Source organism: Micromonospora sp. NPDC049366, from assembly GCF_044466625.1.
Classification (GTDB): domain Bacteria; phylum Actinomycetota; class Actinomycetes; order Mycobacteriales; family Micromonosporaceae; genus Micromonospora.
Map to the genome: position 1 here is coordinate 57881 of NZ_JBITMV010000007.1, position 24623 is coordinate 82503.

Annotated in this window: 19 protein-coding genes; 6 read left to right on the top strand and 13 right to left on the bottom strand. The window is 73.6% G+C overall.

Features of this window, described 5'->3' with window-relative positions:
• Positions 1–25: 25 nt before the first annotated feature.
• The 11 genes from ACIBTV_RS12300 to ACIBTV_RS12350 all read right to left on the bottom strand — a co-directional run bounded on the left by ACIBTV_RS12300 (position 26) and on the right by ACIBTV_RS12350 (position 12498).
• Positions 26–1039: an ABC transporter permease gene (locus tag ACIBTV_RS12300; RefSeq protein ID WP_396704431.1), complete on the bottom strand. Its 1014-nt coding sequence runs from the start codon at positions 1037–1039 to the stop codon at positions 26–28.
• Between the two features lie 918 nt (positions 1040–1957).
• A complete protein-coding gene (locus ACIBTV_RS12305; protein WP_396704093.1) occupies positions 1958–2395 on the bottom strand; it encodes a hypothetical protein in 438 nt (145 codons plus the stop codon).
• Positions 2396–2587: 192 nt separating this feature from the next.
• Positions 2588–3586, bottom strand: coding sequence for an LLM class flavin-dependent oxidoreductase (locus tag ACIBTV_RS12310; RefSeq protein ID WP_396704095.1), 999 nt, complete (start codon positions 3584–3586; stop codon positions 2588–2590).
• Positions 3587–3635: 49 nt separating this feature from the next.
• Complete coding sequence (locus tag ACIBTV_RS12315; RefSeq protein ID WP_396704097.1) at positions 3636–4007, bottom strand: nuclear transport factor 2 family protein; 372 nt, start codon at positions 4005–4007, stop codon at positions 3636–3638.
• Between the two features lie 5 nt (positions 4008–4012).
• Entirely contained in the window at positions 4013–5692 is a 1680-nt protein-coding gene (locus ACIBTV_RS12320) for a DUF885 domain-containing protein (RefSeq protein ID WP_396704099.1), read from the bottom strand.
• Entirely contained in the window at positions 5689–6927 is a 1239-nt protein-coding gene (locus ACIBTV_RS12325) for an amidohydrolase family protein (RefSeq protein WP_396704101.1), read from the bottom strand. Before ACIBTV_RS12325 ends, ACIBTV_RS12320 begins: the two co-directional genes overlap by 4 nt.
• A 10-nt stretch (positions 6928–6937) precedes the next feature.
• Positions 6938–7906 (bottom strand): ABC transporter ATP-binding protein, encoded by a 969-nt coding sequence (locus tag ACIBTV_RS12330; protein WP_396704103.1) that lies wholly within the window; start codon positions 7904–7906, stop codon positions 6938–6940.
• The gene (locus tag ACIBTV_RS12335; RefSeq protein WP_396704105.1) at positions 7903–8880 is read right to left on the bottom strand and encodes an ABC transporter ATP-binding protein; all 978 of its coding nucleotides are present in this window, start codon (positions 8878–8880) and stop codon (positions 7903–7905) included. Before ACIBTV_RS12335 ends, ACIBTV_RS12330 begins: the two co-directional genes overlap by 4 nt.
• A gap of 1 nt (position 8881) precedes the next feature.
• Positions 8882–9799: an ABC transporter permease gene (locus tag ACIBTV_RS12340; RefSeq protein ID WP_396704107.1), complete on the bottom strand. Its 918-nt coding sequence runs from the start codon at positions 9797–9799 to the stop codon at positions 8882–8884.
• Positions 9796–10890, bottom strand: a complete 1095-nt coding sequence (locus ACIBTV_RS12345; RefSeq protein WP_396704109.1) for an ABC transporter permease — start codon at positions 10888–10890, stop codon at positions 9796–9798. The genes ACIBTV_RS12340 and ACIBTV_RS12345 overlap by 4 nt, the downstream gene beginning before the upstream one ends.
• 3 nt (positions 10891–10893) lie before the next feature.
• Complete coding sequence (locus ACIBTV_RS12350; RefSeq protein ID WP_396704111.1) at positions 10894–12498, bottom strand: ABC transporter substrate-binding protein; 1605 nt, start codon at positions 12496–12498, stop codon at positions 10894–10896.
• A gap of 256 nt (positions 12499–12754) precedes the next feature.
• On the opposite strand from ACIBTV_RS12350, the gene ACIBTV_RS12355 reads away from it, so the two are divergent.
• Together ACIBTV_RS12355 and sthA are read left to right on the top strand one after the other, a co-directional pair.
• A complete protein-coding gene (locus ACIBTV_RS12355) occupies positions 12755–13291 on the top strand; it encodes a cupin domain-containing protein (RefSeq protein WP_396704113.1) in 537 nt (178 codons plus the stop codon).
• A gap of 117 nt (positions 13292–13408) precedes the next feature.
• Positions 13409–14812 (top strand): Si-specific NAD(P)(+) transhydrogenase, encoded by a 1404-nt coding sequence (gene sthA / locus ACIBTV_RS12360; protein ID WP_396704115.1) that lies wholly within the window; start codon positions 13409–13411, stop codon positions 14810–14812.
• A gap of 13 nt (positions 14813–14825) precedes the next feature.
• Here the strand turns inward: sthA and ACIBTV_RS12365 are convergent, their stop codons facing one another.
• A complete protein-coding gene (locus ACIBTV_RS12365; RefSeq protein WP_396704117.1) occupies positions 14826–16094 on the bottom strand; it encodes an MFS transporter in 1269 nt (422 codons plus the stop codon).
• Between the two features lie 151 nt (positions 16095–16245).
• On the opposite strand from ACIBTV_RS12365, the gene ACIBTV_RS12370 reads away from it, so the two are divergent.
• From ACIBTV_RS12370 to ACIBTV_RS12380, 3 genes are all read left to right on the top strand, one after another.
• A complete protein-coding gene (locus ACIBTV_RS12370; protein ID WP_396704119.1) occupies positions 16246–17106 on the top strand; it encodes a LysR family transcriptional regulator in 861 nt (286 codons plus the stop codon).
• Positions 17107–17215: 109 nt separating this feature from the next.
• Positions 17216–18265 carry an SEC-C domain-containing protein gene (locus ACIBTV_RS12375; protein ID WP_396704121.1) on the top strand — a complete coding sequence of 350 codons (1050 nt, stop codon included), beginning with the start codon at positions 17216–17218 and terminating at the stop codon, positions 18263–18265.
• A gap of 281 nt (positions 18266–18546) precedes the next feature.
• A complete protein-coding gene (locus ACIBTV_RS12380) occupies positions 18547–22422 on the top strand; it encodes a S8 family serine peptidase (RefSeq protein WP_396704123.1) in 3876 nt (1291 codons plus the stop codon).
• A gap of 52 nt (positions 22423–22474) precedes the next feature.
• On the opposite strand, the gene ACIBTV_RS12385 is transcribed toward ACIBTV_RS12380, so the two are convergent.
• Positions 22475–23440: a helix-turn-helix domain-containing protein gene (locus ACIBTV_RS12385; protein ID WP_396704125.1), complete on the bottom strand. Its 966-nt coding sequence runs from the start codon at positions 23438–23440 to the stop codon at positions 22475–22477.
• A 280-nt stretch (positions 23441–23720) separates the two neighbouring features.
• Here ACIBTV_RS12385 and ACIBTV_RS12390 point away from each other — a divergent pair, with 280 nt between their 5' ends.
• Positions 23721–24548, top strand: coding sequence for a DUF72 domain-containing protein (locus ACIBTV_RS12390; protein ID WP_396704433.1), 828 nt, complete (start codon positions 23721–23723; stop codon positions 24546–24548).
• The last annotated feature ends 75 nt before the right edge of the window (positions 24549–24623 follow it).

Below are 24623 nucleotides of genomic sequence, written 5' to 3' on the forward strand. Positions count from 1 at the left end.
GGTTCTCCTCCAGCCCAGGGCGTCCTCATCGACGGGTCCGGGGATCGAAGGCATCGCGTACGGCGTCGCCGAGCAGGCTCAGGGCGAGCACCAGGATCGTGATGCCGAGTACGGGCAGCCACAGGTAGAGCGGGTCGGCCCGGTAGTAGGTGGTGGCGGCGGAGATGGTCAGCCCCCACGACGGGGTGGGCTCGATCAGCCCGGCGCCGAGCACGGTCAGGCCGGCCTCGGCGACCACGTAACCCGGCAGCGCCAGGGAGACCGAGACGACGATCGGCGCCACCAGGTTGGGCAGCAGCTCCTTGAACAGCACCTGCCGGGTGGGGATGCCGAGCACCCGGGCGGCGGCGACGAACTCGCGCTCCCGCAGGGACAGCACCTGTCCCCGGACCAGGCGGGCCAGGCTGGCCCAGCCGAAGAACGACAGCACGCAGATCAGCGACACGAACCGGATGCTCGCCACCTGGTCGGCCGACGCGCCGCCGGCCCCGCCGAAGATCGCCACCAGCACCGCGGAGCTGGCGATCGCGAACAGCAGGTACGGCAGGCTGAGCACCAGGTCGATGAGCCAGGACAGCGCGCGGTCCACCCACCCGCCGGAGAAGCCGGCGATCAGGCCCACCACCACCCCGACGACCGTGGTGATCGCGGTGACGGCGCCCGCGACGATGAGCGAGGGTCGGGCTCCGTAGACCCAGCGGGCGAAGAGGTCGCGGCCCAGCCGCGGCTCCACGCCGAACCAGTGCTCACCGGTGGGGCCGATGGTCGGGAAGCCGAACTCGTCGATGAGGTTCTGGTGCAGGTCGGTGGGGTTCTGGCCCTCGATGCGGGCGAGCAGCGGCGCGAAGACCGCGATCAGCAGGTACACCGCGCAGATGACCGCGCAGACCATCGCGACCCGGTCGCGGCGCAGCCGGGCCAGGGCGATCCGGGTCGGCGACTTGCTGACCGTCCGGACCGGCGCGCCGCTCGACTGCGACCCGGCTGCGGGCACACCCGCCGGCTCGCCGGCACGGGTTGCCGGGGGCTCCACGACCATCGGCTCCACGCGGGACGACCTCCTCACCCAACTGACACGTCGCCGTTTCCGGACGGCGTTCCGTCTGTCCGGCGGCTCTAGGGCGGGAAGGTTAATCACGAATGATTTCTTCGTGAGTCAGCTTTGTTACAGGCGCATTTCGTGACCGCCGGACTCGCCTTCCTTGCTTCTCGCGATCATTGTCCGGCCGGCGTCATGCGCCGTCGGGCTCCCCCTCCCGTTCACAGGGAGTTAGCCGATCCGTGACCGAGTCGGCCGAGGTCGCTGCGGTGGTGATCTATATTTCGCGAGGTGGCAGCGCATCTGCACGAAGAGCCGCGACGACATCACGTCGATCGCCGGACGACCGGACCCGACCCGCCGGTGACCGTCGGTAAGTTCGTCAATCGCTCCGACTCCCGTCGGCCCACCATTTAGCACACCACTTTCAATGACGTTCAACAATTGCGCGCCCACCCCGCAGCGGAGCTGCTTCCACTCGTTCCGCCCTGACGATCCGTCAATTTTCACGACGAATTCGACAGCCTTATCGAGCCGTAATCAGGTCGTGCCCTCTCCGGGGCGCGCGGCGCGGCACTCCGACGCTCCCGAGGGCGCCTCGCCCGGGCGAGGCGCGCCCGCAGCGCTCACCCGAGCGTGACGCGCAGTCGGGACGAGTCAGGGATATCCGCGCGCTGGATTGACGCCCGCGGTTGCCGTCCCGCCCCGTGCGGACCCACCCTCACCGGTCCGCGCCCGCGCCCCGACGTCCGATGAGGTGGGGGGGGAGATGATGGCGCCCAGACGGTTTGGCAAGGCAACCAATTTCCGGTGAGGCGGCCGAGATGATGGTGCCCAGATAGTTCGGCAAGGCAACCATTTTTCCGCGAGGAACGATGCGCGGAAGACATCCCGCCGCCCCCTGCGGATGTCGTTCGGTCAGGCCCGAGCGCGCCGCCGGCGTACGAGCAGCACGGCCGCCACACCGACCAGGGCCAGCCCTCCGGCGGCGCTGGCCGCGCCGACCCAGACCGGGGTGACCACGACGGCCTGGTCGCCCCTGACGCGCAGCGCCACCGCCTGCCCCGGCACCGCGCCCGCGCGGTCAAGCTCGACGCTGCCGGTGTGCGCGCCGTCGGCGGCCTGCCAGGTGACATCGCAGGTGTGCACGGTCCGGCCTCTCGACGACGTGGTGGGTTCGACCCGCACCGTGCAGGTCTGCACGGTGCCGGTGGCCCGGTCCCAGCTCTGGCTCGCCAGCAGCCAGCCGCCGACGATGAGGAAGACCAGGCCGATCAGCCCCAGCAGGAACAGCCCGGCGCGACGCAGCGCCCGGACCTTCCGGGCGACCGTCGGCGGAATGCTGTCCTGAGTCATACCGGCACCGTACGGATCTCGGCGCGGCCCCGGACCAACCGTCCGGCCGGTTGGGGCCCCCGATCGTCGCCGGGCCGACACCGGGGCGGGCCGAGTTGGAGGACGCCATCCGCGCTTCCTCGCCGGGATCGACCCGGCCACCGGCTACCTCGCGCAGTAGCCGGTGCCGGGAGCCGGACCCGACGTGACGGGTCAGCCGCGCAGCAGCGGCAGCACCCGCCGGCCCAGCAGGTCGATCCCGTGGTGCGGGGTCAGCCCGTGCGGGGTGCCGAACTCCACCCGGCTCGCCCCGGCGTCGAACACCGCCGCGGCCTGCGCCGCCACGTGCTCGGGGGTGCCGGAGAAGGCGAACAGGTCGAGCAGGTCGTCCCCGATCAGGGCACCGGCGAGGTCGTCCTCGCGGCGGCCGACGTGTTGCTGGATGCGGGCCAGGAGCTCGGGGTCCACCTCGACGGTGGGGTCGAGGGCGGCGACCACCGCGACGTACATGGCCACCTCCCGGCGAGCGACCTGGCGGGCGAGCGCGCCGTCCTCGTCGACGACGGTGACCGCGCCCAGCACCACGCCGGTGTGCCCGCTCCCCCGCGCCGCCTCGTCCAGCCAGGCGCGCATCGTGGCCGCCATCGCCGGGTTCGCCGAGCCGCCGACCTTGACCTCGGCGGCGTACGCGGCGGCGGAGTGGGCGGTGCGCTGTCCCCAGGTGCCGACGAGGACGGGCACGTCGGGGCGGGCCGGGGTGTAACGCAACCGGGTGCCCGGCGCGACGGTGAACTCCCGGCCCTGGTAGCCGCTGTCGTCGCCGGCGAGCAGCAGCCGGACGACGTCGACCGTCTCGGCGATGCGGCGCAGCGGGCGGGCCTGCGGCACGCCGACCTGGTCGAGCCACGTGCCCCGGGCCAGCCCGAGATACGCCCGGCCGTGCGAGGCGAGGTCGAGGGCGGCGACCTGACCGGCGACCTCCACCGGGTGGAGGGTGAACGGGTTGAGGCAGGCCGCGCCGAGGCGGATGCGACGGGTGTGCCGCGCGGCGACGATCAGGGGGAACAGCGGCGGCTGGTACATCAGGTCACCGAAGACCGACAGCACGTCGAAGCCGTGCCGCTCGGCGAGTTCGGCCAGCTCGGCGTACTCGTCGGCGGACTTGTCGGACTGCAGCCCGAGGCCGACCAGCCGCTGCGGCGCGGCGCTCACGCCGGCCCTCCGGCGGGGACCCGCAGCGGGCGCGACGAGGTGATCGTGCTCATCGGACGGCCTCCGCGTGGTGGTGGACGATCCGCCAGGTGTCGCCGTCGCGGCGCAGCACGTCGGTGACCCGGAAGCAGTCGTCCGGTCGGTCGTCGCCGTGCCGGGCCCGCAGCACGTACCGCACGAGACCGGTGTCGCCCCAGCTCTCGGCGTGGAACCGTTCCGGGGCCACGCTGACCGGCGGTGGGCCGGACCGGTGCGACGCCCGCCGGTCCCGCAGGTCGTGCAGGGCCGCCAGCCCGGTCAGCAGGTCGTCGGCGTCGGATTCCCAGATCGTCAGGTCGGGGTGCAGGTGGGCGTCGAAGGCGGGCCGGTCGCCCAACGACCGGTACATGGCGCTGATGGTGCGGGTCAGGTCGTCGGTCATCGCGGTCACTTCCGGTCGGCGGGCTGGGGTGCGGCGGACGGTGGGGACAGGTCGGCGAGGCGGGCGCGCAGCGGGCCCAGTCCCATCGGCCCGAGCGCCAGCGCGGTGTGGTGGAACCGCTTGCGGTCGAAGCCGGCGCCGGCCTGTCGTTCGGCGTCACGGCGGGCCTGCTGCCACATCCGCGCCCCGACCTTGAAGGCCAGGGCCTGCGCCGGCCAGCCGAGGTAGCGGTCGACCTCGAAGCGGGCGGTCGCTGCGTCCAGCCCGGCGACGCGGGTGAGCAGCTCCACGGCGGAGTCGGGGGTCCAGCGCCGCGCCTCGGTGAACCCGTTGCCGGCCGGGATCGGCAGGTCGAGGTGCAGGCCCAGGTCGACCACGACGCGGGCGGCGCGCCACATCTGGCCGTCGAGCATGCCGAGCCGTTCGGCGGGGCCGTCATAGAGGCCGAGCTCGTCGGCGAGCCGCTCGGCGTAGTGCGCCCAACCCTCGGCGTACCCGTGGACGTGGCACAGGGTGCGCTGCCACGGGTGCAGGTCGGCGGTGGTGTACGTGAGAGCGTGCTGGAGGTGGTGGCCGGGCAGCCCCTCGTGGCAGAGGGTGCCCACGTGCCGCCACACCGCGACGGTGCTCTCGCCGGGCGGCGTGGACCACCAGATCGCGCCGGGCCGGGTGAGCCCCGGGTCGGGCGGGGTGTAGTACATGACGCCGGAGGCGGTCGGGCTGATCCGGCAGCGGACCTGCCGGGTGGCGGGCGGGATGTCGAAGTGGCTGCCGTCGAGCGCGTCGGTCAGCCGGGCCGTACGCCGCTGGAGCCACTCCTCAAGGGCGGCGCCGACGGACACCCGGCCGGCGGGGTCGGCGTCCAGGGCGGCCCGCGCGGCCGCCACGTCGGGGTGACCGCACTCGGCCGCCGCCGCGTGCAGCTCGGTCGCGGTGCGCCGCAGCTCCGCCCAGCCGTACGCGTACAGCTCGTCGAGGTCGACGGTGGCGCCGAGGAAACTGCGCGCGGTCACCCGGTAGAGGTCGCGGCCGACACCGTCCACGTCGGCCGCGACCGGGGCCAGCTCGGTGCGCAGGAACGCGGCGAACGCGGCGGTGGCCTCGGTGGCCAGTCGCGCCCCGCCCTCCAGCGCGGCGCCGAGCGCGCCGCCGGGACGGTCGGCGACCAACCGGCCGTAGAAGTCGGTGGTGACCCAGTCGGCGCACTGGTCGGCGACCACCAGCACCTGCCGGCGGGCCACGAGCTGACCGTGTCGCGCCGAGCGGCGCAGCGTCGCGGCGTACTGGTCGAGGGCGGTGGGCACCCCGCGCAGGTGCGCGGCGACGACGGCCCAGTCGTCCTCGCCGGCGCGGGGCAGCGAGTCGAAGACCTGCCGGACGAGGTGGACGGGGGTGGCCAGCGGGGCGAGCAGCCGGGTGGTGAAGCCGGCGTCGTACAGGTCGATCTCGCTGTCCAGCCGGTCGATGAGGGCACCCGCGAGGGCCCGCTCGGCCGGGGTGCGGGCGGTGGCGGTGGCGGCGTGCGCCGCGGTGCGGCGGGCGAGCCGCGCGCGGGCGTCGAAGCCGTCCGGGGAGAGGTCCGGCAGGAGCGAGTCGGGCGTACGCCCGGCCGCCTGGGCCGCGTCCGGGTCGAGCTCGGCGAGGGCGTCGAGGTAGTCGTCGGCGACGCGGGTCACGCCGGTCATCGGGGCTCCCGCAGACGGCAGTGGTCGTCGCGGTAGACGACCCCGCCCTTGATCACGGTGTGCAGGGTGCGCAGGGCGGAGACCGAGCGGGTCGGGTCGTCGCGCAGCACGAGCAGGTCGGCGTGCCGGCCCGCCGCCACGGCGCCGAGAGTGTCGGCCTGACCCAGCCACTGCGCGGGGCGTACGGTGGCGGCCTTCAACGCGTCCGCGACGCTCATCCCGGCGTCCACCATGAACTCCAGCTCCCGGACGGTGGCGCTGGTCTCGTCGTAGCCGGCGTGCGGCGGCATGTCGCTGCCCAGCGCGATCGGTACGCCGTTGCGGATGGCGTGCTGGAGGCTCTCCCAGTGCCGGGGGCCGGCGGCGAGGGCCCGGTCCATCAGCCAGCCGGGCACGCCCGAGTCGCGGAAGAACTGCTCGCAGCGGCTCACCACGATGGTCGGGACGTACCAGACGTCGCGGGCGGCCATCAGTCGGGTGACCTCGTCGGTCAGCTCGTAGCCGTGCTCGACGCAGTCGAGCCCCAGCTCGACGGCGCGGCGCACCGAGTCCGCCGGGCCGGCGTGGGCGGTGACCTTGCGGCCCCAGTCGTGGGCGACCTGGATGACCGCGGCCATCTCGTCGTCGTGCAGCTGCGGGGTGTCGATCGCCTCGAACTGGCCGGCGATGCCGCCGGAGATGCACACCTTGATCAGGTCGGCGCCGGCGCGGATCTGCTCGCGGGTGGCGCGTCGGAAGCCGTCCGCGCCGTCGGCCTCCAGGGCGTCGGCCTCCCAGCCGTGCCCGCCGGTGCAGCACAGCGCGTGCCCGGCGGTGAAGATGCGGGGCCCGTCCACCGCGCCGGCCTCGATGCCCCGGCGCAGGGCGAAGTCGGCGTAGCGGCTCTCCCCCACCAGTCGAGCGGTGGTGACGCCGGCGTGCAGGGTGCGCCGGGCCGAGTCGGCCATGAGCAGCACCAACTCGGCGAGGTTGGCGCGGTGGACCGTGTCGGCGAGGTGCCCGGGCAGGCCGAGCGAGAGGTGGACGTGCATGTTGGTCAGGCCCGGCATGACGTGCTCGCCACCCAGGTCGACCACGGGGACGTCGCCGGCCTCGGCGAGCACGTCGTCGACCTGCCCGACGGCGCGGATCAGGCCGTCGGCGCCGATCCAGACGCCCCGGTCGGGCTGGAGAGCGTCGTCGACGCCGTCGTAGAGGGCGAGGTTGACCAGGACACGTTCGGTGGGGCGGCGCATGGCGGGATCCTCAGCGGGAGGCGGTGGTCGGTGCCACCGTCGGGTCGGTGAGCCAGCAGGCGGCGCTACGGCCGCCCAGGTCGGCGGTGGGTGGCTGGTCGACGCAGGCGTCGAAGGCGTGCGGGCAGCGGGGACGGAACCGGCAGCCGGTCGGGGCGTTGGCCGGGTCGGGCACCTCCCCGGCCAGGATCGCGGGCAGGCGGGGCGCCGGGCCGATCTGCGGCACCGCGTCGATCAGCGCCCGGGTGTACGGGTGCCGGGGTGACCGCCACAGGTCGCGGGTGGGTGCGGTCTCGACGATCCTGCCCAGGTACATGACGGCAGTGACGTCGGCGATCTCGTGCACCAGGGCGAGGTCGTGGGAGATGAACAGCATGCCCATGTCGAGGTCGCGGGCCAGCCCGACGAGGAGGTTGACGACCTGGGCCTGCGACGAGGCGTCCAGGGCGGTGACCGGCTCGTCGGCGACGATCATCCGGGGTTCCGGGGCGAGCGCCCGGGCGATCGCGAGTCGCTGCCGCTGGCCGCCGGAGAACTGGTGCGGATATCGCTCGGCGGTGGCGGCCGGCATGCCGACCCGGTCGAGCAGCTCGTGGACGCGGTCGCGGCGAGCCGCGCCGGTGACCGTGGCCGGCACGCCGTCGAGCAGTTGGGCGCCGATCGTCCGCCGGGGGTTCAGCGAGGCGTACGGGTTCTGGAAGACCATCTGCAGGGCGACCTGGTCGCCGGGGCGGCGCCGCCACCCGAGCGGGGTGACCGGCCGCCCGTCGAACGTGACGGTCCCGGCGCTCGGCGCGGCCAGCCCGACCGCGACCCGGGCCAGGGAGGATTTGCCGCAGCCGGACTCGCCGACGAGGCCGACGACCTGGCCGGGCCGCACGTCCAGGCTGACCCCGGCGACGGCCCGCACCCGGCCCCGTCCCCGGGACCGGTACTCGACCTCCACGTCGCTGATCCGCAGCACGCCGGTGGTGCTCACGCGGCTACCTCCAACCTCGGACGGACGACGCAGGCCACCGACCGGTCCGGCCCGGCGGGGGCGAGCGGCGGCGGCGCCGTCCCGCAGGCCGGTTGGGCGTACCCGCAGCGGGGTTGGAACGGGCAGCCGGGCGGCGCCTCGCCGGGGGCGGGTGGGCCGCCGGGGATGGGCCGCAGCGTCCCGACGGCCTGGGTGCCGTGCGGGCGCGCGCCGAGCAGCGCCGCCGTGTACGGGTGGGTGGGCGCGGTGAGCAGCGCCCCGGTCGGGCCGGTCTCCACCACCCGCCCGGCGTAGAAGACGTAGCCCCGGGTGGTGAGCGCGCTGAGCACCCCGAGGTCGTGGGTGATGAACGCGACGGCCAGCCCGGTCTCGGCGCGCAGCCGGTCCAGCAGGGCGAGGATGCCGGCCTGCACGGTGACGTCGAGCGCGGTCGTCGGCTCGTCAGCGATCAGCAGCCGGGGCCGGGCGGCCAGGGCGATGGCGATGGCCGCCCGCTGCCGCATGCCGCCGGAGAACTGGTGCGGGTAGGCGCGCAGGGCGCGCTCCGGGTCGGGGATGCGGACCTGATCGAGCAGCTCCACCGCGCGGCGGGTGGCGGCCCGGCGGTCCATCCGCAGGTGAACCCGCATGTGTTCGGTGAGCTGCCGGCCGATGGTGAGCATCGGATGCAAGGCCGCGCTGGGGTCCTGGAACACCATGGCGATGCCCGCGCCGCGTACCCGCTGCCAGCCCCGGGTGTCGAGGCCGAGCAGGTCGGTGCCGGCGAAGCGGGCGGAGCCGCGGACCGTGGCGCCGGGGGGCAGCAGCCCGAGCAGGGTCTGCGCGGTGAGGCTCTTGCCGCAGCCGCTCTCCCCGGCGATGCCGACCAGCTCGCCCTCGTCGACGGTCAGCGACACGTCGTGCAGGATCGGCAGCGGCCCGCGCGGGTGGGGCAGGGTGACGGCGAGGGAGTCGACGTCGAGCAGCGGCGCCATGTCAGCGTCCCTTCGCGTAGCGGGGGTCGAGCCGGTCCCGCAGGGCGTCGCCCAGCACGTTGAAGGCCATGACGACGGTGAGGATGGCCAGGCCGGGGAAGACGCTGACCCACCACATGGTCAGGTCCTGCGCGCCGAGGGCGACCATGGAGCCCCACTCGGCGGCGGGTGGGCGGGGGCCCAGGCCGAGGAAGGACAGGGCGGCGAGCAGCAGCACCGCGTTGCCGAGTTCCAGGGTGGCCAGGACGATCGCCGGGCCGATGCTGTTGGGCAGGACGTCGCGGCGCAGCGCGCGGACCGGTCCGACGCCGAGCAGCCGGGCGGCGTCGACGTAGTCGTCGCCGCGCATGCTCAGCACGGCGCCGCGGATGACCCGGGCGTAGACCGGCCAGGAGACGATGACCAGGGCCAGGACCGCGTTGCGGGTGTTCGGGCCGAACGCGGCGGTCACCGCCATCGCCAGGATGATCTGCGGGAACGCGAAGACCAGGTCGGTCAGGCGCATCAGCGCCTCGTCGACGAACCGGCCCACGTAGCCGGCGACGAGGCCGAGCAGCCCACCGACGAGCAGCGCCAGCGACACGATGGCCAGCGCGAGCGGGATGGACAGCCGGGCGCCGTACAGGACTCGGCTGAACACGTCCCGGCCGAGCGAGTCGGTGCCGAACCAGTGCGCCGCCGACGGGGCCGCGTACGCGTCGGGGCTCTGCCGCAGCGGGTCGTACGGGGCGAGGACCGGGGCGAGCAGCGCCACCAGCAGCCATCCGCCGAGGAGGACCAGGGCCGCCACGGCGATCGGCTGCCGCCAGATCGGGCGGGCGGTGGGGCCGCCGCGCAGCCGCGCGAGCCAGCGTCGCCGGCCCAGCGCGCGCACCGCCTGCGGGTCCGGCGCCACCGGATCGGGTGCGAGTGTCGTCATGACAGGCGGATCCTCGGGTCGATGAGCCCGTACAGCAGGTCGACGGTCAGGTTGACCAGCGTGTAGACCAGCGCGACGAACAGGCTGACGCCGAGGATCGCGGGCAGGTCCAGCGCGGTGGCGCTGCGGTAGGCGTACTGGCCGAGGCCGGGCCAGCCGAAGATGCTCTCCACCAGCACCGTGCCGGACAGCAGCGAGGCGAAGGCCAGGCCGGACACGGTGACCACCGGGACGAGACCGGCGCGCAGCAGGTGCCGGCGAAGGACGACCCGGGTCGGCAGGCCCTTGGCGTACGCGGCCCGGATGTAGTCCTGCTGGAGCACCTCGAGCATGGCGGAGCGGACGAACCGGACCAGCATCGCCACTGTCAGCGAGGTCAGCACGAGGACCGGCAGGGTCAGGTGCTGGGCGGCGTCCCAGGCGACGTCCCACTGGCCGGCGAGCATCGCGTCGACCGTGTACATGCCGGTGACCGTGGGCGGCGGGCTGAAGTCGGTGGAGAGGCGACCGCCGCTGGGCGACAGGCCCAGTTGGTAGAAGAAGACGTAGAGCACGACGAGGGACAGCCAGAACGGCGGGGTGGAGAGCCCCAGCAGGGCGCCGACCCGGACGAACTGGTCGGCGATCCCGCCGTTGCGGACGGCCGCGAGCATGCCGATCGCGGTGCCGATGAGCAGGGCGAGCACCATGGTGGGGATGGCCAACTCCAGGGTCGCGGGGACGTACTGGAACAGGTCGTCGAGCACGGCGCGGCCGGTCTGCTGGGAGGTGCCGAGGTCGCCGTGCAGCAGGTTGCCCAGGTAGTGCAGGTACTGCGCCCACAGTGGCTGGTCCAGGCCCCACTTCTCCCGGAAGGCGGCCACCGCGGCGGGGTCGTTGAGCGCCTGGTCGGAGAGGTTGGCGGTGACCGGGTCACCGGGTACCACGTTGACCAGTCCGAACGTCACCACCGTGACGCCGAGCAGCAGGCCGGCGGTGATCGCCACCCGCTTGGCGAGGAACGCCAGCAGCGGGTGGGCGCGCCGCCGGCGGGGCCGGGACGCGGTCTCGGGGACCGCGCCCGGCTCGCCGGTGTGCACTGTCGTCGTCATGTCTTACTTGCGGCCGACCGCGGCGAGGTCGACCTGCCAGCCGGCGGCGGTGTAGTCGGTGCCGGTCAGGTCGGCGGTGGCCACGACGATGGAGGAGTTGCTGGCCAGCACGATGTACGGCGAGGAGGCGTTCATCAGCCGCTGCCACTCCTGCATGGCGGTGGCGCGGGCGGCCAGGTCGAGGGTCTCGGTGACCTTCTTGCCGGCGGCGACGACGGCCGGGTCGGCCCGGTCGAGCGTCCAGCCGGAGCGCAGCGCGGTGGCCTGTCCCGGCGCCATGTTGTTGATCAGCGAGTCGGCGACCGGGTAGTTGAGGCTCTGCGGGGTGAAGCCCAGGGCGGACTTCCCGCTGCGCATCTCGTCGAGGAAGGTGGTCAGCGGCTGGGGGTTCAGCTCCAGCTTGATACCGGCTTCGGCGGCGTCGCCCTGCACCTTGGTGGCGACCGTGCCGAGGTCGACGCCCTTGTAGGTGATGGCCGGGTAGGTGAACTTCACCGTGGGGTTGGTGAGGCCGGCCTCGGCGAGCAGCGCCTTGGCGCGGGCCACGTCCCGCGTGGACTCCTCGGCGGCGGGCAGCGCGCCGGCGAAGGCGGGGGCGACCAGCCCGGCGCCGGGTGCGGCGCCCTTGCCGTAGAGGGCGGCGACGCCCTGGTAGTCGATGGCGGCGCGCAGGGCCCGGTTGAACGTCGGGTTCGCGGCGACCGGCGAGACGGCCGGGTCGGCGTTGAGGAACAGGAAGTAGACGGTGTCCTGCACGCCGGAGGTCAGCAGCGTGCCCGGCAGTCCGTCGAGGAGCTTGCCGGAGATGTCGAGGGAGATCTCGGCAACCTGGGCGCGCTGCATGGTGAGCTTCTGGGTCTGCGCGTCCATGTTGCGCAGCACCACCCGGGCGAACTGCGGCTTGGTGCCCCAGTACTTCGGGTTGGCCTCCAGCACCACCTGCGACGACGGGTCGTACGACTTCAGCACGTACGGGCCGCTGCCGAGCGAGGTGGTGTCCAGGTACTGCTGCGCGGTGTCGCCCTGCGCGGCGTCGGCGCCGTCCTTGGCGCCGTGTTCCCGCGCCGCCTTGGCGTTGACCACGCCGGTGGAGGGCATCGCCAGCACGACCGGCACGTTCGGGTCGGGGGTGGCGGAGGTGACGACGACGGTGCTCTCGTCGGTCTTGCTGACGGTCAGGCCGCTGACGGTGACGGCGGGGCTGCCCTTGATGTTCTTGAGCCGGTTGAGCGAGAAGACGACGTCGTCGGCGGTGAGCGGGCTGCCGTCGGAGAAGGTAACCCCCGACCGCAGCTTGAAGGTGAACGTCTTCGCGTCCGGCGACACCTCGTACGACTCGGCGAGGGCCGGCACGGGCTTGCTGACGTCCGAGCCCTTGAAGGTGAGCAACGTGTCGTAGAGGGCGTGGACGGCGGTCAGGCCGGTCGCCTCGTAGACCCGTCCGGGGTCGAGGGTCTTGAGCACGAACGACGTGTTCACGGTGAGGGTCTTCGTGCCACCGTTCGCGTTTCCGCCGCTGCCGCCGGCGCTGCACGCGCCGGTGGAGATGATGGCCAGCGTCGCCAGAGCGAGCGCTCCGACGCGGAGCCGGCGGGGGGACACCGACATGCTGTTCCTACCTTCGTATGGCGCGGCACGTGGCGCGGGACCGCGTCGACGGCCGGGGCGGACGCCTCCACCGGGGGAGCCGGGCGGCGTGGTGGCGGCGTATCGGTTTTCGGTGGCGGCGGCTGAGGGTGGGATGGGGAGGAAACGCCCTGTCCAGTCCGGCCGAACAGAACGGGTCTGACGTTCAGCGATGCTAAACAGGCTCGTATAGTTTGGTCAAACATTTTCACCCTCACTGTTTCGGAACGAGGACCACATGCTCGGTGACCGGCTCCGGGAACTGCGCCAGCAGCACTCGCTCACGCTGCGCCAGCTCGCCACAGCCGCCGACGTGTCACCCGCGCTGCTCAGCCAGATCGAGAACGGCGCGACCGATCCCAGCCTGGCCACCCTGCGGAAACTCGCCCAGGTCTTCGACACCTCCATCGCGGCGCTGTTCACCGAACCCGAGGCGCCGCCGGTGCACATCAGCCGAGCCGGCGCCCGGAGCCGGCTGGCCGCGCCCCCGGGCCAGATCACCTACGAGCGGCTCACCCCCGGCCGGGGCGACCTGGAGGTCCTCCAGGCCCACCTCGCTCCCGGCGACGCCAGCTCCGCCGAACCGTGGGCCCACCCGTCGACCGAGTGCGCCATCGTCGTCAGCGGCGAGGTCGTCGCCGAGATCGGCGGCGAGTCGTACCGGATCACCGCGGGCGAGGCCGTCACCTTCGACTCGCGCCTGGCCCACCTCTACCGCAACGCCACCGACGAGCCCGCCCATCTGATCATCGCGGTCACCCCACCGACACCCTGACGGGTCGACACGGGTCGCCACTGCGAGCCCACCGGCCCCGGGCGGCGACCTCGGCGTCGCACCGCCTGCCCGGACGGGCACTGGCGCCGGCCGCGACATCTTGCGACGCTGATCCACGTGTATGACTACGACCTGTTGGTGCTGGGCTCGGGGCCCAGTGGGCAGAAGGCCGCGATCGCCGCCGCGAAGCTGGGCCGGCGGGTCGGCATCGTGGACCGGCGCGACATGATCGGCGGGGTGTGCATCAACACCGGCACGGTCCCGTCCAAGACCCTGCGCGAGGCGGTGCTCTACCTGACCGGGCTGAGTCAGCGCGACCTCTACGGCAGCAGCTACCGGGTCAAGGAGGAGATCACGGTCAGCGACCTGGCCGCCCGGACGCAGCATGTGATCACCCGGCAGACCGACGTCATCCGCAACCAGCTGGCCCGCAACCGGGTCGCGATGATCACGGGTACCGGGCGGTTCGCCGACGCGCACACGGTCTGGGTCGACGGCGGCTCCGGCCGCGAGTCGAAGGTGACGTTCGACAAGGCGATCATCGCGGCCGGCACCCGACCGGCCCGGCCCGACAGCGTCGACTTCGACGACCGGACCATCGTGGACTCCGACGGGGTGATCAACCTCCAGGCGGTGCCGCGCAGCATGGTGGTGGTCGGCGCGGGTGTGATCGGCATGGAGTACGCGTCGATGTTCGCCGCCCTCGGCACCAAGGTGACCGTGGTGGAGCGCCGCGACCGGATGCTCGACTTCTGCGACGAGGAGGTCGTCGAGTCGCTGAAGTACCACCTGCGCGACCTGTCCGTGACGTTCCGCTTCGGCGAGGAGGTGGCGGCGGTGGAGAAGCACCAGACCGCCGCGCTGTGCCTGCTCAAGAGCGGCAAGAAGATCGCGGCGGACACCGTCATGTACTCCGCCGGGCGGCAGGGGCAGACCGACGACCTGGCGCTGCCCGCGGCCGGCCTGGAGGCCGACCGGCGCGGCCGGATCCCCGTGGACGCCCACTACCGCACGGCCGTCGACAACATCTACGCGGTCGGCGACGTGATCGGCTTCCCGGCGCTGGCGTCCACGTCGATGGAGCAGGGCCGGCTGGCGGCGCAGCACGCCTGCGGCGAGCCGGTACGCGAGATGCACGGGTTGCAGCCGATCGGCATCTACACCATCCCGGAGATCAGCTTCGTCGGGCAGACCGAGGAGCAGTTGACGGAGAGCTCCACGCCGTTCGAGGTGGGCATCGCCCGCTACCGGGAGCTGGCCCGCGGCCAGATCGTGGGCGACTCGTACGGCATGTTGAAGCTGCTCGTCTCACCGGAGGACGGCCGGCTGCTCGGTGTGCACGTCTTCGGCACCGGCGCCACCGAGATCGTCCACATCGGGCAGGCGGTGATGGGGTGCGGCGGCACGGTCGACTACCTCGTCGACACCGTGTTCAACTACCCGACGCTCGCGGAGGCGTACAAGGTCGCCGCCCTGGACGCCTCCAACAAGATCCGCAACATCACCCGCATCGACGGCTGACCGCCGCCGCCGTTCACACCTCACCGGTCTGTGTGGGCCTCGCGAGCAGCGGCCGGACGGCCACGACGAGCAGCGCCAGCAGGACGGCGGCGAAGCCGATCAGCGCGCTGCGCGGCGACAGGTGCTGGGTGGCCAGGCCGAGGCCGAGCACCGGCACCGCCAGTCCGACGTAGCCACCGAGGAACAGCCCGGCGAGCGCCTCGCCGCGAGCACCCGTCTCGGCCACCGTGAACACGGTGGCGACGGAGCCCTTGAAGACCGCCCCGGCGCCGGCGCCGCTGAGCACCCCGCCGACGACGAAGAGCGCGAGGCTCGGGAGCCACACCCCGGCGACGAGGGTGCCCAGCCCCGCGGCGAGCAGGGCGAGCCCGATGCGCAGCTGGCGCCCGAGGGCCGACCGCAGGGTGAGCACCTGGCCGGCGACGCCGGACGCGAACACCGCGAAGGCGACCAGCCCGGCGACCGCGTGGGACCGCTGGTGGAGGGTGCCGACGAGGAAGCCGGGGGCCAGCGAGGTGAACAGGCCGAAGACGGCGAAGGAGACGAATCCGGTGGCGCACGCGGCGAGGTACCTGCGGCGCGACGCCGCCGGCACCGCCACGCGCTGCGGCCGGTAGCGCAGCGGCACGCGGGACACCGTCTCCGGCAGCAGCGCCGCACCGATCAACCCGAGGGCCAGCAGCACCTCGAACACCACGAACGGCGTGGTCAGCGGGTGGGGGGCGTACTCGGCGAGGAGGCCGGCCAGCAGCGGCCCCAACCCGATACCGCCGATGTTGGCGGCCGTGCCGACCAGGTCGGCCCGCCGACGGGAGGCGTCGGGCCGCGCCGCGGCGTGCAGTTCGGTGAGGTACGCGGTGGCGGTGGCGGTCACCACGCCGATGCTGATCCCGGAGATGAACCGCGCCACCAGCAGCGCCGGCACCCCCGGGACGCCCGGCAGCAGGAACACCACGCCGGCCAGCATGTTCAGCGCCACGGCCGGCAGCAGCAGGCGTCGCCGCCCGACCTGGTCGGAGAGGTGACCGACGGTGAAGAGGCTGACCACGACGCCGACGGCGTACGCGGCGAAGACCAGCGTCACCGTGAACGGCCCGAACCCGTCGCGCTGCTGGTAGAGCACGTAGAGGGGGGTCGGCGCGGCGGAGAACGCCATCATCACGGCGAAGCCGTACGCCAGCAGCCAGAAGCCCCGACCGTGGCGGACCCGGCGCCGTGGCGCCGCATCGGTCGGGGCGGGTGCGCCGGTGCGGTCCGGCAGTCGGTGGACGTCGGTCGTCATGTGTTCCCTGCTCCTTGCTCGGCACCGGTCGGGCGGTCGCACGGTGCGTTCCGACCTGGGCCAACAGCCGACGTCCGGAGCTGCTTCCCGGCGCTGGGAGATAGCTTGAGATGACGGTAATCTCTTCCGGAGATAGCACAGGGACGGTGCCATGGACCTCCGGCAGATGGAGTACGTCGTCGCGGTCGCCGAGGAGGGCGGGTTCAGCGCCGCCGCCCGACGGCTGCACGTCGTGCAGTCCGCCGTCTCCGGGACGGTCCGGGCGGTGGAGCGCGAGCTGGGGGTCCAGCTGTTTCACCGGACCACCCACCGGGTCTCCCTGACCGCGGCCGGCCAGGCGTTCGTGTCGGCGGCCCGGACCGCCCTGCACGCCGCCCGACAGGTCCGCGTCGCCGTCGACCTCACCAAGGGCGAGCTGGGCGGCGAGCTGCGCGTCGGCGTCATGCAGGGCGTGTTCACCGCCCTGGACGAGGCACTGGCCGCCTTCCACGAGCAGCACCCGGGCGTGCTGATCCGGCTCCGGCAGGCACCCGCCGACACGATCGGGCCGTCGCTGCGCGACGGCGCCCTCGACCTGGCGATCGTCGCGCTGGACCAGCCGCAGCCGCGCGGCCTGACCACCCGCCTGCTCTTCGAGGAGGAGATGGTGCTGGTCACCGCGGCGACCGGCGCCCTGCCCGACGACCGCCCGGTGACCGTCCCCGAGGTGGCCCGGCTGCCCCTCGTGGACTTCACCGCCGGCTGGGCGATCCGACACGCCGTCGACCGTGCCTTCCGCGCCGCCGGGGTCGACCGGAGCACCACCTTCGAGGTCAACGACCTGCTGACCGCGGCCGACCTCGTCCGCCGCGACCTGGGGGTGTGTGTCATGCCGGAGTCGATCGCCGCCCGCTTCCCCGACCTCACCACACGGCGGTTCGCCGACCACGCGCCGTTCTGGACCGTGCGGGTGGTCCGCCCGGCGGGTGAGCCACCGCCGGCGGTCGCCGCGCTGCTGCGCCACATCCGCTGACGCCCGCGCCGCCCGACCGGCATGCCGTCCGGCACCCGAACCCCCGCTGAGATCGGCGTAACAGGTGATCAGCCGGTGCTACGGCCCGGCGCCGACGTACCGTGAGACCGTGCCGACGAAGAACGTGATCACCAGCGCCGACATCGCCGACCTGCGCCGTACGGCGCTCGGGACGGCCAACCCGCTCGGCGTCGCCGCCGACCTCGCCGACGCGGTCGAGACCGGCCGCCTCGCGGAGCCCGGCGACGCCGGCGACGCGCTCACCCTGGCCGCGGAGATCGCCGAGGTCCGGGCCCGGCTCGACGCCGCCCTGCGCTACGCCGACCGGGCCGTCGCCGCGTATCCGACCACCGACGACCCGAGCGCCGGCTTCGCCCGCGCCCTGCGCGCCCGGATCATGTTCCGGGTCGGCGGCCGCGACGACGAGGCGCTGGCGGAGCTCACCGCGCTGCGTCCGCTGCTCACCGAGCAGCCCGAGGCGCCCTCCTACGTGAGCGCCGCCCTGGACGCCGGAAACCTGTCGAGGACCGCCGACGAGTGGCTCAGCGAAGCCGTCGAGACCCTGCTCGGCCAGCGCGCCACCCCGGCCGCCGAGCCCGGGCAGACGGTGCCCGCCGCCGAGCCGACCGTGGAGGTCGGGCCGCCGGAGGCGCCCGGCGTCCTCTTCTTCCTGCTGCAGCAGCGGCACCGGGTGCGCCGCAACCTGAACCTGCCGCACGACCGGCACGACGACCTGGCCGACCGGCTGGAGAACCAGCTCCTGCGCCGGGCCGCCGAGAACCAGGGCGGCGAGTCCGACCTGCTCTTCTTCCCCCGCGCCGAGTTCGACCGCCTGCTGTCCGAGCAGCCCGGCCTGACCGACACGTACGGGCCGGACTGGGACGCGCACCGGGCCCGGCTGGAGCGGGAACTGGTCCGCCTGACCAACACCGGCCGGGCCGGGCTGAGCGTGCTGTCCGCCACCGTGGACGGGCTGACCGGGCTCGCCGGCCGGCGCGGCGGTGAGCCGACGGACCCGAAGATCCGCACGGACTACGCGGGCGAGCTCGCCGCCCGCCCCGACGTGAAGATCTCCTGGCCGCCGGAGCGCAACGACGCCTGCTGGTGCGGCTCCGGCCTCAAGTACAAGAAGTGCTGCCTGCCGCGCTCGCGCGGCTGACGTCCACTCCTCCTCGGCCGGCCGAGCGCCGGCGGTCCGCGCCCCGCCACGACGGGCCGTCCGGGTTCACCGACCCGGGCGGCCCGTCGTCGTATGACGATCGGATTACCCCTGTGTGACGGCAATGACGGGGGGATGTCGACGCGGCCAACCGGAGGTGGCGGAGATCCGCCATGTCCGTGCTCCGCCAGGGATCGAGACGATCAACCGGGCACCGGGCGACTGAGAATCCTCGACGGCGGCGCCGGCTCCTCGGCGACCGCCCGGAGGAGGAAGTCGTCATGTTCAGATCCAGGCACGGGACAACCCGTGTGACGGCCGGCGTCGCCGCGGCGCTGGCCGCTTTGATAGCGCTGCCCACACCGGCGGCGGCCGCCGCGCCCACCGTCGTCGCGCCGAACGCCGCCGCGGCGGACCCGCTGCGCAAGGTGGACCCCCAGGTGCTGGCGGCGGCGCGCACCGGCACCGGCACCCGCTTCTTCGTGGAGGTGGCCGGCGAGGCGCGGCTGGACCAGGCCGAGCTGGACCGCGTCGAGCGCTCCGCCGCCGGCCGGGCCGGTCGGGTCGCCCGCACCAAGCGGGTCTACGAGACCAAGGTGGCGCAGGCCGAGCAGGCCCAGCGGGGGCTGCGGTCGCTGCTGCGGGACCGGCACGCCACCTTCACCCCGTACTGGATCGCGAACGTCGTCGAGGTGACCGGCGGCCTGGACCTGGTGACCGAGCTGGCCCGCCGCTCCGACGTCACCCGGATCACCCCGATCGGCGCGATGACGCTGACGGAGCCGGTCCGCACGGCGGGCGCGGCGGCCGACCCCGGTCTGCTGTGGAACCTCACCTCGGTCGGCGCCGACAAGGTGTGGAACGAGTACGGCGCGCGCGGTGAGGGCGTCGTCGTCGGCAGCCTCGACTCCGGGGTGCAGTACGACCACCCCGCGCTGGTGCGCCAGTACCGCGGCAACAACGGCGACGGCACCTTCACCCACGACTACAACTGGTTCGATCCGACCGGGTTCTGCCTGTACGGCACCCCGTGCGACAACCAGGGCCACGGCACGCACACCATCGGGTCGGTGCTCGGCGACGACGGTGCCGGCCACGTCACCGGCGTCGCCCCGGGTGCCACCTGGATCGCCGCCAAGGGCTGCGAGGCCAGCTACTGCACCAACGACAGCCTGCTCGCCGCCGGCCAGTGGATGCTCGCGCCGACCGACCGCGACGGCAACAACCCCCGCCCGGACCTGGCACCGGACATCGTGAACAACTCGTGGGGCGGCGTCGACGACGGCAACAGCTTCTACGACCAGATCATCGACACCTGGGTGGCGGCCGGCATCTTCCCGGTCTTCGCGGTCGGCAACGAGGCCGACGAGGCCGACGACCCGTGCGGCACCGCCGGTTACCCGGGCAGCAACCCGCTGGCGTACGCGGTCGGCGCCACCGACTCCGCCGGCACGGTCGCGGCGTTCTCCAGCCGTGGCCCGGGCCGCGACGGCGCGGTGCGACCGGACATCACCGCGCCGGGCGTGCGCATCCTGTCCACCCTGCCCGGTGGCGAGTACGGCCTGATGGACGGCAGCTCGATGGCCGCGCCGCACGTCGCGGGCGCGATCGCGCTGGCCTGGTCGGCGGTGCCGAACCTGCGCCGGGACCTGGTCGGCACCCGGGAACTGCTCGACCGCACCGCGCACGACGTCGCCGACCTCCAGTGCGGCGGCACGGCGGCCGACAACAACGTCTACGGCGAGGGCCGCCTGGACGCGTACGACCTGGTGACGCAGGCGTCGACGGCGCAGCTCGGCGGCGTCGTGGTGCACGCCGTCGGTGGCGGCAACCCGCTGGCCGGCGCGCGGATCACCCTCACCTCCGAGCTGGTCACCCGCACCGCCCGCACCGACGCGCGGGGCACCGTGCAGCTCGGCCGGGTCCCCGCCGGTGACTACACGTTGACGGCGACGTTCTTCGCGCAGCGTACGCAGCGGCGCACGATCAGCGTGTCGACCAGCGGGACCGTCAACCTCACCCTGGACCTGTCCGAGTCCGCCCCCTGGCAGCCGGTCGCGGGACGGGTCACCGACCCGGCCGGCAAGCCGGTCGCCGGGGCCCACGTGACCCTCGCCGACGAGACGTTCCCCGGCTTCGTGACCGGCAAGGACGGCCGCTACACCGGCATGCTGCCGGAGGCCGACTACGACCTGCGGGTCGAGTACGGCCGCTGGCTCGCGCCGAAGACGGTCGCGGTGACGGTGGACGGGCCGGAGACGGTGGACGTGGCGCTGGCCGCCAAGGCCGACCGGCACGGCTACACCGCCGGGATCGCCCGCGCCTCGTGGGTCGACGGCGGCGCGGTGCTGCCGCTGACCGGCGACACCGCCGGCCGGGCGGTCGAGCTGCCGTTCCCGATGACGTTCTACGGCACCACGTACGACCGGATCGCCGTGCACACCGACGGCTACCTGACCTTCGGCGCCGACTCGGCCGGTTCGGTCGGCGACAACGGTCCGCTGCCCGCCCCGGCGGTACCGGCCGCGGCCGTCTACGCGTTCTGGGACGACCTGGTCCTCGACCACGCCTCGACGGTGCGGACGAAGACGACCGGCAGCGGCATGAACCGCCAGTTCGTGGTCAGCTGGACCCGGGCCGCGTTGAAGAGCGCGCCGAAGACCCGGGTCGATGTTCAGGTGCGGCTCAGCGAGAACGGCACCGTGACCATCCAGTACCGCAAGCTCGGCGACGGGTCGGCGGCGGCCGGCGGGTCGGCGACGGTCGGCATCGAGGACGCCACCGGCCGGGACGCGGTGACGTACTCCCGGGACGAGGCGGTGCTCGACGAGGCCACCGCCGTCACCTTCCGGGTGCCGGGCCGGGGCCTGCTGCGCGGCACGGTCCGCGACGCGAACGACCGCCAGCCGCTGGCCGGCGCCACCGTGCGCGTCGAGTCGCCGGACGCCCGCCAGCCCGTCACCGCGGTCACCGACGCCGACGGCTTCTACCAGCTGGAGGCGCCGGCCGGTGAGGCCTCGCTGAGCGCCCTGCAGCCCGGCTACGAGCTGCCGGCCACCGCCGTGACGATCGCCGAGACGAAGGTGCGCAAGCAGGACCTGGCGCTGCGTACGCCGCTGCTGCTGGCCAACCGGGACGCGGTCGAGGTGAGCGCGCGGGCCGGGACGACCAAGACCGCGACGGTGACCCTGACCAACAAGGGTGACCTGCCGGCCACCTGGCTGGCTCGGGAGATCAACTCGCCGACCCCGCCGACCGGGGTACCGGGCAAGGTGCTCAGCTCGTTCGCCACGCCGGACCTCTACAACGCGTTCGGGGTCGGGTACCGCAACGGCGAGCTCATCGTCTCCAACTCGTACCTGTTCGGTCAGCTCCAGAAGTTCTCCACCGACGGTCGGTCGCTCGGCAAGGGCGTGCTGGACATCGGCGGCTGGCCGTCGGACATGGCGTACGTGGCGGCCCGGGACCTGATGTGCGCGCCGAAGATGACGTTCATCGGGGACCTGCCGATCGTCTGCTTCGACCCGGACACCCTGGAGGTGAAGGAGACCATCACCGGGCCGTGGGCGGACAAGCTCTCCTACGGGCTCGCGCACCGCGCCTCGGACGACACCTTCTACCTGGCGGCCGGTGACGGGAAGATTAAGCACCTCGCCGGGTTGTCCCACCCGCAGCCGGGTGCGGTGCTCGACGAGTGCACCCCGTCGATCCCGTGGATCACCGGGCTGGCGCTCAACGAGAAGCACAACGTGCTGTGGGGCATCAACCAGGACTCCAAGGAGTCGATCTGGGCGCTCGACCCGCAGACGTGCCAGGCCCTCGCCTCGGTGCCCGACCCCGACCCCAACCCGCTCACCGGGGCCGGCCTGGACCTCGACGAGCAGGGCAACCTGTGGGTGCTCGCCGGAGCCACCAACCGCCCGTACCGCGCGAAGGTCTACCACGTCGACGGGTCGCTGCCGGCGTACAGCGACGTGCCGTGGCTCTCCGCCGCCGCCTCCGGGCAGGTGGAGCCGGGGGCGAAGCAGCAGCTGACCATCACGGTCGACACCACCGGCCTGACCCCGGGCCGGTACGCGGCGACGCTGCTGGTGACCAACAACGGCGCCAAGGGCGGATCCACGCCCGTCACCGTCACCGTCACGGTCACCCGGTGATCCGGGGGCGCCGCCGGCCCGCGCCGGGCCGGCGGCGCCCACCGGCCCCGGTTCAGAGCCAGTCGTTGCGGGCGGCGTACCAGCCCAGCTGCATCCGGGTCGCGCTGCCCGTCACGTCCATCAACTGCCGCAGCCGCCGCTGGACGGTACGCAGGGAGATGCCCAGCTGGGAGGCGACGGCCTTGTCCGGCAACCCGGTCATCAACAGGGACAGGATCCGCAGGTCCGTCGGCGTGGGCACCGCCCAACGGTCGACGTCGTCGAGCACGGTGCTGGACGGGGCCAGCCGCAGCGGCGTCGCCCGGTCCCACACCTCGGTGAAGAGCGCCACGAGCACCTCCACCCAGGTCTCGCCCCGCACCATCAGCGCCCACGGCTCGGCGCTCTCGGTGCGGCCCGGGAACGAGAGCAGGGCGATCCGCCGGTCGGCGACGGCCAGCTTGCCGGGCACGTTCACCGCGACCCGCGCCTGCTCGCCGGCCGCCAGGAACCGCCCGATGTGGGCGGACGCGCCGGGCCGCTCCAGGGCGCGCCGGTCGTACACCACGCGGAAGCCCACCCCCCGGCCCAGCAGCTCCAGCTCGGTCGGATTGTCGTTCATATCGGCCGCGTACGGCGGGCACTCGAAGCCGAGCACCTCCTCCTGGGCGCCGCGCAGGAACTGGTCGAACGCCTGCATGATCGCGGGAACCCCGACCACCATCTGCACGCCGTGGTCCACCGGGTCGGCCGCACGCCGCCGCCGCAACCACTCCCCCAGGCCGGTGCGCGCCTCCTCCAGCTCGCGGACGCGCTGGGTCAGCAGCGAGTCGATGGCCAGGTCGGGCGGTGCGGCCTCGGCGCGGCCGGCGACCAGGCGGACCAGCCCGAACCGGGCGAGCCCGGCCAGCGACTCCTCGACCTCGCCGGCACCGAGCGTCAGCCGTTCGGCGAGCTCGGCGGCGGTGCCCGGTCGGCCCCCGACCAGTTCCAGGTAGACCTTCTCCTGCGGCTTCGTCAGCCCGAACGCGCCCAGCACGTCGCCCCCCGCATCCCCCTACGGCCGCTTACCTGGGCCGACCGACCTGATCTTGAAGCGCTCCCAGCAGCGCGTCAAGCATCCGCGCACCCGTCGAACGGCGGGGAGCCGCCGCGGCCGTCCCCCGCCGTCGCCCGCTACGGTGTCCGCTGCGGCCGACGTGCCGGACCAGCCCGGCGACGACGACCCCCGAACGGACGACGGCCCCGGGCGACCGACGACGGCCCGGGACGACCGCGCGGACGGGAGGGGCGAGATGCGGCTGCACGTGGGATGCGCGATGTGGACCCACCGGGCGTGGCCGGGTCGCCTGCTGGCCCACCCGCTGCCCGCGCACGAACGCCTGCGGCACTACGCGGCCTGGTGCACCGCGGTCGAGGGGAACACCACGTTCTACGCGACCCCGTCCCGGGACACCGTCGCGTCCTGGGCGGCGCAGACCGACCCGGACTTCCGGTTCGTCCTCAAGCTGCCCAAGGCCGTCACGCACGAGCGCCGGCTCAGCGACGCCGCCGAGCCCCTGCACGCCTTCCTCGACGCGATCGAACCCCTCGGGCCACGGGCCCACGCCCTCTGGCTGCAACTGCCCGGCTCGTTCGCCCCGGCCGACGTGCCCGTGCTCGCCGGCTTCCTCCGCAGGCTCCCCGCCGCCCACCGGTACGCCGTCGAGGTCCGCCATCCCGCCTTCTTCACCGACGCCACCGCGGCCCGGCTGCTCGAAGAGGCCCTGGCCACCGTCGACGCCGAGTGGATCCCCTTCGACACCACCGCGTTCTTCCGCACCCCACCGACCAGCGACGCCGAACGGGACGCCTGGACCAAGAAGCCCCGCATGCCGCTGCGCACCCGGGCCCGCACCGACCGACCGATCGTCCGCTACCTCGGGCGCGACGCCACCGCCGAGACGGTCGAGGGCTGGCAGCACTGGATCGACGTGGTGGCCGGGTGGCTGCGGGAGGGCCGGTCGCCGACCGTCTTCGTGCACACCCCCGACAACGCCGAGGCGCCCGTGCTCGCCCGCCGCTTCCACGACGAGGTCCGCGACCGCGTACCCGGTCTGCTTCCGCTGCCCGAGCCGATCCCCGTCGGGCCGCTGACCCTCTTCTGACCGAAGGGCCCGATGGCGTACGTCTCGTCGGCGCGACGCCGCTGGTCGGGCGTCCCCGGCCGGCGCTACCGTGGC

Bases quoted from the DNA above. Each gene is read 5' to 3' on its own strand.
- ACIBTV_RS12325 (WP_396704101.1), bottom strand. From the start codon at position 6,927: ATGCGCCGCCCCACCGAACGTGTCCTGGTCAACCTCGCCCTCTACGAC.
- ACIBTV_RS12350 (WP_396704111.1), bottom strand. From the start codon at position 12,498: ATGTCGGTGTCCCCCCGCCGGCTCCGCGTCGGAGCGCTCGCTCTGGCG.
- ACIBTV_RS12305 (WP_396704093.1), bottom strand. From the start codon at position 2,395: ATGACTCAGGACAGCATTCCGCCGACGGTCGCCCGGAAGGTCCGGGCG.
- ACIBTV_RS12340 (WP_396704107.1), bottom strand. From the start codon at position 9,799: ATGACGACACTCGCACCCGATCCGGTGGCGCCGGACCCGCAGGCGGTG.
- ACIBTV_RS12320 (WP_396704099.1), bottom strand. From the start codon at position 5,692: ATGACCGGCGTGACCCGCGTCGCCGACGACTACCTCGACGCCCTCGCC.
- ACIBTV_RS12365 (WP_396704117.1), bottom strand. From the start codon at position 16,094: ATGACGACCGACGTCCACCGACTGCCGGACCGCACCGGCGCACCCGCC.
- ACIBTV_RS12300 (WP_396704431.1), bottom strand. From the start codon at position 1,039: ATGGTCGTGGAGCCCCCGGCAACCCGTGCCGGCGAGCCGGCGGGTGTG.
- ACIBTV_RS12335 (WP_396704105.1), bottom strand. From the start codon at position 8,880: ATGGCGCCGCTGCTCGACGTCGACTCCCTCGCCGTCACCCTGCCCCAC.
- ACIBTV_RS12315 (WP_396704097.1), bottom strand. From the start codon at position 4,007: ATGACCGACGACCTGACCCGCACCATCAGCGCCATGTACCGGTCGTTG.
- ACIBTV_RS12380 (WP_396704123.1), top strand. From the start codon at position 18,547: ATGTTCAGATCCAGGCACGGGACAACCCGTGTGACGGCCGGCGTCGCC.
- ACIBTV_RS12390 (WP_396704433.1), top strand. From the start codon at position 23,721: ATGTGGACCCACCGGGCGTGGCCGGGTCGCCTGCTGGCCCACCCGCTG.
- ACIBTV_RS12370 (WP_396704119.1), top strand. From the start codon at position 16,246: ATGGACCTCCGGCAGATGGAGTACGTCGTCGCGGTCGCCGAGGAGGGC.
- ACIBTV_RS12355 (WP_396704113.1), top strand. From the start codon at position 12,755: ATGCTCGGTGACCGGCTCCGGGAACTGCGCCAGCAGCACTCGCTCACG.
- ACIBTV_RS12345 (WP_396704109.1), bottom strand. From the start codon at position 10,890: ATGACGACGACAGTGCACACCGGCGAGCCGGGCGCGGTCCCCGAGACC.